The 13531-nt window shown below is 28.3% G+C and carries 16 protein-coding genes; 10 read left to right on the top strand and 6 right to left on the bottom strand.

Annotated features, from left to right (window positions below; translation table 11 throughout):
- Nucleotides 1-4: 4 nt before the first annotated feature.
- The 4 genes from L8X40_RS01735 to L8X40_RS01720 form a co-directional block, all read right to left on the bottom strand.
- Nucleotides 5-532 carry a single-stranded DNA-binding protein gene (locus tag L8X40_RS01735; protein WP_214136026.1) on the bottom strand — a complete coding sequence of 176 codons (528 nt, stop codon included), beginning with the start codon at nt 530-532 and terminating at the stop codon, nt 5-7.
- A 3-nt stretch (nt 533-535) separates the two neighbouring features.
- Complete coding sequence (rpsF, locus tag L8X40_RS01730) at nt 536-910, bottom strand: 30S ribosomal protein S6 (RefSeq protein ID WP_012661658.1); 375 nt, start codon at nt 908-910, stop codon at nt 536-538.
- A 90-nt stretch (nt 911-1000) separates the two neighbouring features.
- Nucleotides 1001-1966, bottom strand: coding sequence for a DNA polymerase III subunit delta (gene holA / locus L8X40_RS01725; protein ID WP_087700633.1), 966 nt, complete (start codon nt 1964-1966; stop codon nt 1001-1003).
- Nucleotides 1959-3899 (bottom strand): RNB domain-containing ribonuclease, encoded by a 1941-nt coding sequence (locus tag L8X40_RS01720; RefSeq protein ID WP_087700634.1) that lies wholly within the window; start codon nt 3897-3899, stop codon nt 1959-1961. Before L8X40_RS01720 ends, holA begins: the two co-directional genes overlap by 8 nt.
- 107 nt (nt 3900-4006) lie before the next feature.
- Here L8X40_RS01720 and ilvC point away from each other — a divergent pair, with 107 nt between their 5' ends.
- Genes ilvC through L8X40_RS01695 form a run of 5 tightly spaced genes read left to right on the top strand, consistent with a single transcriptional unit; the run spans nt 4007 to nt 8115 of the window.
- Nucleotides 4007-5029: a ketol-acid reductoisomerase gene (ilvC, locus tag L8X40_RS01715; protein ID WP_214136025.1), complete on the top strand. Its 1023-nt coding sequence runs from the start codon at nt 4007-4009 to the stop codon at nt 5027-5029.
- 10 nt (nt 5030-5039) lie between these two features.
- Nucleotides 5040-6098: a divergent polysaccharide deacetylase family protein gene (locus L8X40_RS01710; RefSeq protein ID WP_087700657.1), complete on the top strand. Its 1059-nt coding sequence runs from the start codon at nt 5040-5042 to the stop codon at nt 6096-6098.
- Nucleotides 6085-6852, top strand: a complete 768-nt coding sequence (locus L8X40_RS01705; RefSeq protein WP_087700636.1) for a DNA-processing protein DprA — start codon at nt 6085-6087, stop codon at nt 6850-6852. Before L8X40_RS01710 ends, L8X40_RS01705 begins: the two co-directional genes overlap by 14 nt.
- Nucleotides 6849-7235, top strand: coding sequence for a Holliday junction resolvase RuvX (ruvX, locus tag L8X40_RS01700; protein ID WP_087700637.1), 387 nt, complete (start codon nt 6849-6851; stop codon nt 7233-7235). Before L8X40_RS01705 ends, ruvX begins: the two co-directional genes overlap by 4 nt.
- The gene (locus tag L8X40_RS01695) at nt 7222-8115 is read left to right on the top strand and encodes an RsmB/NOP family class I SAM-dependent RNA methyltransferase (RefSeq protein ID WP_087700638.1); all 894 of its coding nucleotides are present in this window, start codon (nt 7222-7224) and stop codon (nt 8113-8115) included. The genes ruvX and L8X40_RS01695 overlap by 14 nt, the downstream gene beginning before the upstream one ends.
- Nucleotides 8116-8306: 191 nt before the next feature.
- Here the strand turns inward: L8X40_RS01695 and rpsO are convergent, their stop codons facing one another.
- Nucleotides 8307-8579, bottom strand: coding sequence for a 30S ribosomal protein S15 (rpsO, locus tag L8X40_RS01690; protein WP_039618506.1), 273 nt, complete (start codon nt 8577-8579; stop codon nt 8307-8309).
- A gap of 177 nt (nt 8580-8756) precedes the next feature.
- Between rpsO and L8X40_RS01685 the strand changes: the two genes are divergently transcribed.
- Genes L8X40_RS01685 through L8X40_RS01665 form a run of 5 tightly spaced genes read left to right on the top strand, consistent with a single transcriptional unit; the run spans nt 8757 to nt 13221 of the window.
- Nucleotides 8757-9161: an Rrf2 family transcriptional regulator gene (locus tag L8X40_RS01685; RefSeq protein WP_039618504.1), complete on the top strand. Its 405-nt coding sequence runs from the start codon at nt 8757-8759 to the stop codon at nt 9159-9161.
- Complete coding sequence (gene flhA, locus L8X40_RS01680; RefSeq protein ID WP_087700639.1) at nt 9154-11313, top strand: flagellar biosynthesis protein FlhA; 2160 nt, start codon at nt 9154-9156, stop codon at nt 11311-11313. Before L8X40_RS01685 ends, flhA begins: the two co-directional genes overlap by 8 nt.
- A gap of 9 nt (nt 11314-11322) precedes the next feature.
- Nucleotides 11323-12375, top strand: a complete 1053-nt coding sequence (locus tag L8X40_RS01675; protein ID WP_087700640.1) for a DHH family phosphoesterase — start codon at nt 11323-11325, stop codon at nt 12373-12375.
- The gene (locus tag L8X40_RS01670; protein WP_087700641.1) at nt 12359-12595 is read left to right on the top strand and encodes a hypothetical protein; all 237 of its coding nucleotides are present in this window, start codon (nt 12359-12361) and stop codon (nt 12593-12595) included. The genes L8X40_RS01675 and L8X40_RS01670 overlap by 17 nt, the downstream gene beginning before the upstream one ends.
- Nucleotides 12592-13221 carry a hypothetical protein gene (locus L8X40_RS01665; protein WP_263667174.1) on the top strand — a complete coding sequence of 210 codons (630 nt, stop codon included), beginning with the start codon at nt 12592-12594 and terminating at the stop codon, nt 13219-13221. Before L8X40_RS01670 ends, L8X40_RS01665 begins: the two co-directional genes overlap by 4 nt.
- On the opposite strand, the gene L8X40_RS01660 is transcribed toward L8X40_RS01665, so the two are convergent.
- The gene (locus L8X40_RS01660; RefSeq protein ID WP_256374638.1) at nt 13210-13341 is read right to left on the bottom strand and encodes a hypothetical protein; all 132 of its coding nucleotides are present in this window, start codon (nt 13339-13341) and stop codon (nt 13210-13212) included. The two genes, L8X40_RS01665 and L8X40_RS01660, sit on opposite strands and share 12 nt — an antisense overlap.
- Nucleotides 13342-13531: the final 190 nt, after the last annotated feature.

Genomic DNA, 13531 nt, shown 5'->3' with positions numbered 1-13531 from the left:
TCCTTTAAAATGGTAATTCTGTGTCATCATCATATTTATCAATATCAATTTCCTTCATAGGAGCTTCTTTTTGAGGATTTTGATAAGTATTTGATGGGTTTGTTCTAGTTTGTACTTGAGCATAAGGATCAAAGCTTTGTTGTTGATTAAAATTCTGATTATAGCCATAATTTTGATTGTCAAAATTGTTTTGCTGACTATTTTGCACAGTTGAACCTAACATTTCTAAATTTTCAACTTGAATACTGTGTTTTGATCTATTTTGTCCATTTTGATCACTCCACTGCTCAAATCTTAAACGACCTTCAATTAAAACTTTACTACCTTTGTTAAGATATTGATTAGCAATCTCTGCTGTTCTACCAAAAAAACTAATGTCGATAAAGCAGGTTTCTTCTCTTTTTTCTCCTGTATTTGTACTAAATCTTCTTGTTACAGCTATAGCAGAAGAGCCTATTGCACTACCTGATGGAGCATAGCGCATTTCTATATCCCTTGTAAGATTACCTACTAAAACGACTTTATTAAACATTAATTAGCCTTCTGTACTTTCACTAGCTTTGATTTCTTTTTTATTTTGTTTGATACCTTTGCTTAGTTTTTCCCAAGCTGCAATTTCTTTTTTATTTTCATATTTTACGATTAAAAATCTAATTACTTCTTCAGTGATTCTTAATACCCTTTCAAGCTCTGCAATTAAATTTGTAGGAGCCTTGAAATAAATTACAAAATAAGTTCCTCTTTCGTATTTTTTAATTTTGTACGCAAGTTTTCTTGTTCCCATTGGAACTACGCTTTCAATTTCTGCGCCATTTTTTGTAAGGACTTCTTTTACGAATTCCAACTTAGCACTTACTTCTTCTTCTGTAAGTGTTGGTTTTAATATGAATAAAACTTCATAATGTCTCATTTAATTTCTCCTTGTGGATATAAAGCCTAAATTTTTAGGCAAGGATTTCGCATAAAATGCGAATTTTATTCTACCATAAGTTTTCTTAATTTAACTTTTTAACATGGAGCTAAGTTGCAAAAGTGTTGCGATTAAAAACTCTTTTTTTTCTATTTTAGAATTCTTTTTTAATTCGTATTCGCAATTACAAAGTATTAAAAAGATATTTTTATATTGTGATATTTTGATCATAAGAGCTTGTTTTTGAAGATTTTGTGCCACAGAAATAGGCGGGGCATAGCCTAAAATTTCCTTTAAGTCTAAATTTCCATAAATTTTAATATGTAAAGCTATTTTAAAAAGTCTATAAAAATTTGCATATAAGGCATTAATCAATGCTATTTCATTGTAATTTTCTAAAATATTTTCAAGTTCATTTCTTAAATCTTTTTTTTGCATTAGTTTGTCAAAAAAATTTTCAAAGCTAATAGTGCTTAAACTATAACAATGCTCTTGAATGATTTTTTCATCGATATTTAAACCACTAAATTTATTTAACTCATTAGCTGCTAAATATAAATTTTCATTAAAATTATAAAAAAGAGCATAAAGGGCATTTTGAGTAATATTGATATTTAACTCTTTAGCTTTTAAAGCTAGTAATTCCATACCCTCCTTAGCTGAATTTACTTTATAAAATCTACAAAAATTATTAGCAAAAATTTTCTCCGCTTCACTTTGTTTAGAGCTTTCATCATAAATTTCAAGTAAAAAATAATTATCTTGTGAATTTTGACAAAGCTGTAAAAGTTGCTTGAGTTCTTTACTTGGGATTTTCTTTTGAGTTTTGATTTCTAATAGTTTTCTTTCGCTAAATAAGGAAGCGCTAGATAAATAATCATAGGCTTGCTTAAAATCATATTCTTCAAAATAAAATCTTAAACTCTCATCAAAAGAGTATTTGTCTTTAATAAATTTAGTATAAAGCTCTATTTGGAAATTATCTGCTCCATAAAGTAAGAAATAATTAGGAAAATTATTGCTATTAAGTAAGCTTTGGAGTTGATTTTTATACATTTTGGTTTCTTTCTAAACTAAAATGTTTAGTGATTTTACCAAAAATTTTAGCACTAACAATATCTACTTCAGTGATTTCTACTTCCACATTTTCTAATAAATTTGCCCTTGAGCCTATGATGGTAATCAAAGCTCCTTTAATTTCATCATTTAATTTTACTTGCAATGAACTTTGATTTTCTACCACCAAAGCTTTAAATTTTTTCCTTATATTTTCTTTTGCCCATCTTGCAAATTTTCTATCCATAAAATACCAAGCAACCTTATCTGCTTCTCTTTCTAGTAAGCTTAATTCCTCGCAAGTACTTTGTATATTTAAAAGCAAATAATTAAACATTTTTACATCATTGTTGATTTTAGCTTTTAAAAGTCTGTGTAAAATAAGATCAGAATACCTTCTAATAGGGCTTGTAAAATGGGTATATTTATCAAAACCTAAGCCAAAATGTCCCGCATTTTCACTAGAATATTCTGCCTTTTTTTGTGCTTTGATGATGAGTTTATCTACTTCTTCTCTTATATTTAGCTCATTTGCTAAGACTTGAATGTCTTTAAATAATTCTATGACATTATTTTTAGGATTAATATCTATGCTAAGTGTTGAAAGATCAGCTAGCAATTGATCTATTTTTTTATAATCAGGACTTAAATGATTTCTAAAAACTCCTATATCAATGATTTTTGCTGCAGCTTTATTGGCTAAAAGCATGCAATCTTCGATTAAATTATGCGAGGCCGTGTCATTTTCAAGGCGTGTTTTTATGAGTTTATTATTTTCATCTAAAGTCATTCTTAGCTCTTGGGTTTTAAACTCACAAGCATTTTTTAATCGTTTTTTGCGTAAATTTTGAGTGATTTTAAAAACTTCATAAAGCCAATTGATTGCGCCTAAATCTTCTTGCGTTTGTAAATACTCATCAACTTCATCGTAATTAAAACGGCGTTTTGAGTTGATAATAGCCTCAAAAAGCTCTTCTTTAATCACTTCATTGTTTTGATCTAAACTTATTTTAAAACAAAATGCTAATCTATCTTCGTTAGGTTTTAGTGAGCAAATATTTTCACTCAAAGCTCTTGGTAGCATAGGTATGGCAATATGAGGAAAATAAATCGAAAAACCCCTTGATCTTGCTTCTTTATCAATAGCACTATAAGCATGCACATAAGCGCTTACATCAGCTATGGCTACATAAATAGCATGCTCGTTTTTATCATAATAAATTGCATCATCAAAATCTTTTGCATCAATTGGATCAATGGTGCAAAAATTTAAATTTCTAAGATCTTTTCTTGATGGATACATACTCGCATCAACTTTATTTCCATAGGCTCTTGCTTCATTTTCACATAAATTATCAAAAACTGCATTTTTATTAAAAAGTGCTAAGGAAATTTTTTCATCTATAAAATCATCATCAATATGCCCTATCACTTCAGTGATATTATTATCATGATTTTCTACTTTTAAAATAGTTCCTAAAGGCAGAGCTTTTAAGGATTTTTGAGAGGCTTTTAAGGCACATGTAAGTCCTGTTTGAATATTTACTCCAAGGACTGCTTCGCCGTATCTTTTAGTTATAACCAAAGAAGTTTCATGGGCTCTTTTAAGTATTAAAATAACTTTAGCACTTGGACGCTTTTTTTTAAGAGGGAGTAATTTTGCTACAACTATATCAGCATAATTTGCTCCTTTTAAATTTTTATTTTCTATGAGCAAATCACGCTTAAAAGCAGGATCAAAACTTTCTAAAAATCCCGTTCCATTAACTGAAATATCAATCTTACCAAAAGTAAAGCCATCTTTTAAATAGTACTTGTTTTTATAAAATTTAATAATATCACAAGTTAATAATTCTCTAATGATTTGCTTGTTTTTATTGGTAATTTCATCAGCATTTAGACCATAGCTTAGTTGATTAAATAATTCTTTCATAAGACTCTTTATAGTAATTTTTCAAAACTTAAATTTTATCATAAAAGGATTAAATTTATATTTTTTAGTTATAATCTTTGCTTTAATTTTAATTTTAGGAGTGCATAATGGCTGTATCAATTTATTATGATAAAGATTGTGATATTAATTTAATAAAATCAAAAAAAGTAGCTATTATAGGTTTTGGCTCTCAAGGTCATGCTCACGCTATGAATTTAAGAGATACTGGTGTAAATGTTATCATAGGCTTAAAAGAGGGTGGGCAAAGTTGGGCAAAAGCCCAAAAAGCAAATTTTATAGTAAAAAGCGTAAAAGAAGCTACTAAAGAAGCAGATTTGATTATGATTTTAGCTCCTGATGAAATTCAAAGTGAAATTTTTAATGAAGAAATTAAACCTGAATTAAAAGCAGGTAAAACTCTTGCATTTGCACATGGATTTAATATCCACTATGGACAAATTGTTGCTCCAAAAGGTATAGATGTGATTATGATAGCTCCTAAAGCTCCAGGTCATACTGTAAGGCATGAATTTAGTATAGGTGGGGGTACTCCTTGTTTAATTGCTATCCACCAAGATGAAAGTAAAAATGCTAAAAATTTAGCTTTAAGTTATGCTAGTGCTTTAGGTGGTGGTAGAACAGGTATTATAGAAACGACTTTTAAAGCTGAAACTGAAACAGATTTATTTGGTGAACAAGCAGTGCTTTGCGGAGGACTTAGTGCTTTAATCCAAGCTGGTTTTGAAACCTTAGTTGAAGCAGGGTATGAACCTGAAATGGCGTATTTTGAGTGTTTGCATGAAATGAAATTAATTGTAGATTTGATTTATCAAGGTGGTATTGCTGATATGAGATATTCTGTTTCTAATACTGCTGAATATGGAGATTATATCACAGGGCCTAAGATTATTACCAAAGAAACTAAAGAGGCTATGAAAGGTGTTTTAAAAGATATACAAAATGGAAGTTTTGCTAAAGATTTTATCTTAGAAAGAAGAGCAAATTTTGCAAGAATGCACGCAGAGCGTAAATTAATGAATGATTCTTTGATAGAAAAAACAGGACGCGAACTTCGCGCTATGATGCCTTGGATTGGTGCTAAAAAATTAGTTGATAAAGATAAAAACTAATTTGAAAACTATAAATAAAAAATACAAAGTGCTTTTAGCACTTTGTCTTGTTATATTTGGAATTTTTCTTTTTGCATTTGGAGCTTTGTTTTTAAAAAAAGAAGAAAATAAAGTTTTAGATTTCAATCAAACCATAGCTGAAAAAGAACCATTGTCACCTACAATAGAGCAAGAAAATAATTTTAGTTTTAATGATATAAATTTAACTTTAGAAAATGAAAAATTAGAATTTTTAGATAAAAATATTAGTGAAATTTTAAACTTAAGCCCTGCAAATATAGAGTTAAATCAAACTAAAGAGGATAATCAAACTTTAATTTTAGAAGTAATAGAGAAAAATGCAAGCAAAGAATTAAAAAATAAGGAGCAAAATATAACAGATAAAAACGAGGATAATAAAACTCAAATCCTAGTGCAAAAAAATACCAAACCTCGTCTAGCAATTATTATAGATGATATGGCAAGTCACACTCATGTAGATATGCTTAAAAAAACAAATTTAAAATTAATCCCATCTTTTTTTCCACCTGATAAACGCCATCCTTATACAGCTGAGTTTGCAAAGGATTTTGACTTTTTTATGGTGCATTTACCTCTTGCAGCTATAAAATATGATAAGGCAGAATTAAATACTTTACATCCTAGTGATGATATGGAAAAAATAAGCAAGCGCGTAGCTTTTGTAAAAGAACAATTTCCAAAAGTAAAATTTATTAACAACCATACAGGAAGTTTATTTACTGCAAATATGCAGGCTATGGATAAATTACTTAATGCTTTTAAGCAAAATGATTTTATTTTTGTAGATTCAAGAACCATAGGAAATTCTAAAGCTAAAAATTTAGTAAGTCGTTTTGAACAACCTTATATAGCTAGAGATGTTTTTTTGGATAATGAAGATAATATAGCATATATTAAAAACCAACTCAGACAAGCAGTAGAAGAGGCAAAAAAGAAAGGTTTTGCTATCGCTATTGGTCACCCAAGAGAAAAGACTTTTAAGGCTTTGGTGCAAAGTAAAGATTTGTTAAATTCAGTTGAGCTTGTATATTTAAATGAAATTTATTGAGAATATTGAAGATTTTAAAAATCTTTTAAATCCGCCTTTAAAGATTTATTATAAAGGTAATTTAGAGCTTTTAAATGCTAGAAAAGTAGCTATTATAGGTTCTAGAAAAATGAGTGTTTATACTAAAAATTGTCTTGTTGAATTGGTGACTTTGCTAAAAAAAGTTAAGGTTTGTGTGGTAAGTGGTGGGGCTTTGGGGGTGGATATCCAAGCAGCTAAAATAGCCTATCCTCAAACCATAGCTATATTTGCTAATGGGCTTGATGAGATTTATCCAAAAGCAAACACAAATGAAATTTTAAATATTTATGAAAATGCATTAGCTTTAAGTGAAAATGAAGGAAATTACAAGGCAAAACCCTATGATTTTTTACTAAGAAATAGACTTATCATTGCTTTAAGCGAGGTTGTTATAATAGCCCAAGCTGATTTAAAAAGTGGTTCTATGCAAAGCGCAAGGCTTGCTTTAAGTATGAATAAACCTATATATGTATTGCCTCATAGGAAAAATGAAAGCGAAGGAACAAATTTGCTTTTAGCTACAAAAAAAGCAAATTTAATTCATGATTTTGATGAATTTGTAAAAATGTTTGGAGAGTTTCATCAAGAGCAAAGTGAAGATGATTTGTTAAGTTTTTTAAAGCATGAAGATGATTTAGAAAAAGTTTTAAAAAAATTTGGCGATAGAGTTTATGAGTATGAACTTGAGGGTTTGGTAGAAATATCTGGAGTAAAAATAAGAGCTTGCTTATGAAAACTTTAGCATTAGATATAGGTTTAAAGCGTATTGGTGTTGCTTTGTGTGTTAATAAAAGTATAGCTATGCCACTTGAAGCTATTATTAGAAAAAACCGTAATCAAGCAGCAAATGAAGTAAAAAAGTATATCAAAGAGTATGGTGTAAATACTTTAGTAGTAGGAGTTCCTTTAGGTGGATCTAGCGAGAATGAAATGCGAAAAAGAATAGAACATTTCATATCTTTACTTGATTTTGACAAAGAAGTTTTTTTTGTTGATGAGAGTTTTAGTTCAAAAAATGCACAAGAACTTGGTATGGTGAATTTAAAGAAAAAAGATGGTAAGCTTGATTCTTTAGCTGCATATTTATTTTTAAAGGATTTTTATGGCCTTGCTTGATTTAAATACAGCTTTAGATGAAATTTATACAAAAGAGCAAAAAGAACAAATCCTTCAAAGTTTTAATCAAGAAAAATATGTCAATATTTTTAGAAATTCTTTACTTATTGATAATGATGAATTAGAAGAAATTTTAAATAATGAAAATATAGAATTTGAAAAAATTGATCCATATTGTTATAAAATACCTAGTATTTTTAAAAGCAAACTAAGCTCAATGAATGCTTTTAATGAGGGCAAGTTTTATATACAAAATTATTCTTCGTATTTATGTGCTAAAACTTTAGGTGTTAAAGCTGGTGAGAATGTGCTAGATATGTGTGCAGCTCCTGGTGGAAAAAGCTTAAATTTAGCTAATTTTATGCAAAATGAGGGTTATTTAGCAAGTTGTGAATTATCTAAAACACGTTTTTTTACCTTAAAAAAAACTATGGAAAATTATCAAGTTAAAATTGCAAAATGCTTCTTAAAAGACGCACGCACTATAGGCAAGGCTTGTCCTTTAAAATTTGATAAAATTTTACTTGATGCGCCTTGCTCAACTTTTGCAAAAATGGGTTTTGAAATCCAAAAAAATACAAAAGAAATTAAGCAAATTGCAAATTTACAAAAAAAACTTTTACACTCAGCATTGCTAGCTTTAAAACATGGTGGAGAATTAGTGTATAGTACTTGTACATTTTTAAGAGAAGAAAATGAAGCGGTTTTAGAAAATGCATTAAGAAATGAAAATTTTAAATTAGAATTGCTTGATTTTAATCTAGCTAATGTTGATTTTATTTACTCAAGAAGTGATGAATTTGATTTATCATTTGCCAAAAGAGTTTTACCGGATGACTATGCGGATGGTTTTTTTATAGCAAAAGTGAAAAAACTTTAAAAATCAATAAAATTAAATGTGAAAAATATTTTTATTCACAAAACTTAAAGTGCTATTTTTAGGTGCTTAGAAGCTAAAATCACATTGTGAAACTCTTGTGAATAAAATATCAAAATTTTGAAAACTTAAATTAAAATAGTAGTAAATAAATATAATAAAAAATATATAAAGAAGATAAATAAGCACGAGGCTTATTTATCTCTTAGGTTTAATTCGCTGATTAATTTAGTGTAAGCTTGATAATCTTTTCTTTTTAGATAAGATAAAAGTCTTTTTCTTTGACCAACAAGCTTTAAAAGACCTAAACGAGAAGAGAAATCTTTTTTGTAGATTTTTAAGTGTTCTGTTAAATCTGAAATTCTTGCACTTAAAAGTGCGATTTGAACTTCTGGAGAACCTGTATCTCCTTCTTTTCTAGCAAATTTTGCAACTATTTCTGCTTTTTTAGCCGAATCTAAAGCCATAATAGACCTCCTGAGCGGTATTTAAATTAAAAGATGTAATTATAACTAAAAAACCAAAAAGAATGCTGAAATTTAAAAAATATGAAATTTAATATTTATCGATACTTATTTTTGATATAATAAAAATTTTTATTAATAACCAAAAATAATATTATATTTATAACTTGAAAGGAACAAATGTTATTTACTAAAGCTAGCGAATATGCTTTATTATCTTTAATTCATATAGCAAAATCTCAAGAACCACAAGATGTAGATACCATGTCAAATGTCTTAGATATACCTAAAAGCTTTTTAGCAAAAATTTTACAAGCTCTTGCTAAAGACGCACTTTTGAAATCTTATAAGGGTGCTAAAGGTGGATTTATGCTTGTTAAAAAGCCAAGTGAATACACTTTAAAAGAAATTATTAATAGCGTAGAGAAAAAATCCATTAATGTCTTTGAATGTAGTAATGGAATTTGTCCTTCTCAAAAAGAGGATAATTGCAAAATTATGCCAGTTTTAGTGAAACTTCAAAACAAAATCGATGATTTTTTAGTTTCTATCACTTTAGAGGATATTATTCAAAATAATGGCTAAAAGAGATATTTTTAGCTTAGTGTTGCCTTGGGTTGCTCCACTTGTTGCACCTATTTTAAAGGCAAAAAGTTTAACCATAGTAGCTGTAATTATTGCAATTTTAGCAATTATTATAGTACCTTTACCAAGTATAGTTTTAGACTTTTTTCTTGCTTTAAGTATTGCAATTTCAGTTTTAATTATTTTAATTTCTTTGTATATACCAAAGCCTACGGATTTAACGACTTTTCCAACGTTGATTTTGATTATCACACTTTTTAGGCTTTCACTTAATATTGCTACAACGCGTATGATTTTGAGTGAGGGTCACCAAGGTCCAACTGCTGTTAGTGATATAGTGGCAAGTTTTGGAGAATTTGTTGTTGGTGGTAATTATGTTATAGGTATGGTTGTTTTTTGTATTTTGGTTTTGATTAATTTTATGGTTGTAACCAAAGGTAGTACAAGGGTTTCTGAAGTTCAAGCAAGATTTACTCTTGATGCAATGCCAGGCAAGCAAATGGCTATTGATGCGGATTTAAATGCAGGTTTGATTGATGAAAAAACTGCACGTGCAAGACGTCAAGAAATCATAGCTGAAGCAAATTTTTATGGAGCAATGGATGGTTCTTCTAAATTTATAAAAGGGGATGCTGTTGCTGGGATTATTATCACTATTGTAAATTTAATTGGTGGGTTTATGATAGGTTATTTTCAGCATGATATGGAGCTTGGAGAATGTGCTTCAACTTATACTATATTAACGATAGGTGATGGACTTGTTTCTCAAATTCCTGGACTTATAACTTCAACAGCAACTGCAATTATCATCACGCGTGCTAGTAAAGATGAGGATAATTTTGCTGAAGGTTCTATTAATCAGCTTTTAGGGGAATACAAAACACTATTAATTGTAGGCTTTGTTTTATTTATTTTTGCTTTAGTACCTGGTTTACCACATTTTTCTTTGGGCTTTATGGCTTTAGTGTTTTTAGGACTTGGTTATATGATAAAACAAGTACAAGAAGGTAAAATTCAAATCAATACAATTTCAGCTAAAAAAACCCAAGAAGCTGATGATCAAGAGCAAGCTAAACCTCAAAAACGTAGCGAGGAAGAAATTTTAAAAGAAGAAGAAAATAAAATCACAGATATTTTAAAATTAGAAATTTTAGAATTAGAATTAGGCTATGGACTTATTAAGTTAGCAGAAAGTGAATTAACAGAGCGTATTAGATCAACAAGACGCAATATAGCTCAAAGTTTAGGCTTTTTAATGCCAAAAATTAGAATTAGAGATAATTTACAATTAAAGCCTAATGAATATACTTTTAAACTCAAAGGTGTGGGTATAGCTAGTGCTGAAATTTATCCTGATAAATATCTAGCTATGGATAGTGGATTTATCACTGAACCTATCGAGGGTATAGCTACTAAAGAACCTGCCTTTAATTCTGATGCTTTGTGGATAGAATCATCTTTAAAAGATGAGGCAACACTGAATGGTTATATTGTAATTGATCCAGCAAGCGTGATTTCAACCCATATGAGTGAGCTTATAAAAGCTAATGCTTCAGAGCTTTTAACTAAACAAGAGGTTCAAAATTTATTGGATAAAATCAAAAATGATTATCCTATCGTGGTAGATGATTGTTTAAGAGTTGCTAGTATAGGTTTGATTCAAAAAGTTTTAAAAGCTTTACTTAAAGAGCATATTCCTATTAAAGATATGCTTACGATTTTAGAATCAATTAGTGATATAGCTGAAGTAAGCAAGAGTTTGGATATGATTATTGAGCATGTAAGAGCTTCTTTAGCAAGAGCAATTACAAATTTATATGTAGATGAAAAAGGGCAAATTAGCTTTTATATTTTTGATGCAGCTGCTGCTGCAAAATTAATGGAGCATGTGCAGTTTAAAGATGGTTCGTATCATTTAATGATAAATGTAGCTCAAACTGGTGCTTTAGTGGAGGCTTTAAAAGCTGAACTTGCAAGTGTAGCAAATACAAGAATTAAGCCTTTCTTGCTTTGTGTTGAACCACAACTTAGAAAATTTATAGCCGATATTTGCTCTAATTTTGGTATTAATATTACAGTTTTAAGTTTTGCTGAGATTGCAGAAAATACCAAATTTGAAACAGAAGGCATCATAAAAGTTGATAATTTATAAAGGAAAAATATGAAAATTTATCATCTTTCACATACGGATTTAGATGGTTATGCTTGTCAGTATGTGCTAGATTTTTATTTTAAGAATTGTTATTTTTATAATTCTAATTATGGTAAAGAGATTAATGAAAATTTTAATGTGATTTTTAAAAATATAGAGGAAGATTTAAAGCAAAATCCTAATGAAGAATTTGTGATTTTAATCACGGATTTAAATTTAACTTTAAGTCAATGTGAAGATTTTCAAAAAGCTATAGAAGGTAAAAAAATCAAGCTTTTACTTTTAGATCATCATCAAAGTGGCTTAGAATGTATGCAAAAATATCCTTGGTATTTTTTAGATGATAAAAGATGTGCTACTAAGATTGTTTATGATTTTTTTAGTAAATGTTATGGTGAAAATAAAGCTTTGTCAGAATTTGTAGATGTGGTAAATGCAGTAGATATTTGGTTGAGTGAAGATGAGAACTTTGAACTTGGAAAAGTACTGCTTAGTATGGTTTCTGGAGCAAAAGAAATCAATAGAGTAATGTTTGCGCAAGAAAATATCAAATATCTTTTTTATCTTTTTGATGTTTGTAGAAAATACATTCATCAAAAAAATGCTCATATTAATTTAGATGATGATTTGCATGGCTTAAAAAAATCTTTTTTTAAAAAAGAAAATGATGATACTTTAAGCAATTTAATTTCTAAATTCGTAGTAGAAAGATTAAGTGCAAATAAAGAAAAATTTAGTGTATTTTATAAAGGAAGTAAAGGTTTATTAACTTCAAATATAGGCAATACTTCTGTAATTGGAAATGATTTTTTAATGCAAAATCCCGATTTTGATTTTTTTGTTGATCTTAGTTCAAGAAAAACCTTAAGTTTTAGAGCAAATAATAAAGTCGATGTGAGTTTGATGGCTAAAAGCTTGGTTAATGGGGGAGGGCATAAAAATGCTAGCGGTGGATTGTTTGCCGCGTATAAAGATAGCTCTAATTATGATTTTATAAAAGCACAATTTATTGATTTAATTAAAAGTAAGGAATTAAAGGAAAATAATGAAAACAAATCATGATTTTAAAGAAGAAATAGAAAATTTACAATATGAGTTAAGTATAGTTTTAGAAGCAATGCTCTTGTTTGCTGGGGTAAAAAGAGCAAAATTAGAAAAAGCAATTGGAGTTTATATTGATTGTATTGATGAGGTTTGCCAAAATACTCAAAAAGAAGGAGTTGATGAGATTTTAGAAGTAGTAGAGCACTTAAAAAATCATCATAAAGATTTATTTGAATGAAAATTTTATTATTGCTTTTTGCGGGAATTTTTTCTTATGCAAATATCTATGAAGATTTAAGTGATTTTGCTTACAATAAACAAAACACGCTAAATTTAAGCTCAAGTCAAGCTTTATTTTTAGAATACAAACAAAACAAACAAGCTTGCGCGGATATAGTGCTTGCTAAAAATAAGGCTTTCGTGGTTAAAATTTATCCATTGTGTGAAAATTTAAGCGAAAAAAGTCTAAATGAGTACTTAAATACGCAATTTATAAGTTTATACACTAAAGATTTATCAAAATTAAGAAAAGAAATTATTGATATTAAAAATATAATGCGTGATTTTATGATTTATTATACCTTACATCAATCTTTTGCAAACGAAATTAAGAAAATGAGTAAAAATGATAAACTGCAAGCGTATGAACTAGATGAGAAAAAAGGTGGAAAAATTCTTTACAAGGTTAATAATCAAGCTTGTGTAATTTTTGATTTATATTTAGATGAAAATTTGCAAGCTAGTATGCAAGTAAGCGGAATGGAAAATTTGGATAAAACTTGTATGGAGTTAATCTCATCCCCTGATTTTAAAGACTTATCTTTTACAAAAGAGGGTATGAGAAAATATAAATTAAAAAACTAATCTAAAAAATCTTAAATAATACAACTTTAAAATTCTACTCAAAGCCATTTTTTTTCTTTCTATATTAGAAAACACATATGCTTCAAGATCTTGCTTTTCTCTTAAAGTAAGATTTTTCATTATTATAAACCTTTTAAAAAATATTGCTAGACGCAATTATATTATCTTTTCTTTTAAAAAAACTGAAAAATAAGTTTTTATATATTATATTTAAATGACTAAATAAACTTTAGTTATATAGACTAAATAATTTTAAATATTTTTATTTAAAAATAACTTGACATTATTATACTAAAGTTGTATAATTATT

The sequence above is a fragment of the Campylobacter sp. CNRCH_2013_0855 genome, from assembly GCF_025773025.1.
In the GTDB taxonomy this organism is placed as follows: Bacteria; Campylobacterota; Campylobacteria; order Campylobacterales; family Campylobacteraceae; genus Campylobacter_D; species Campylobacter_D jejuni_C.
Note: the sequence above shows the minus strand (reverse complement) of the source record. Positions and strands in the feature narration are given on the sequence as shown.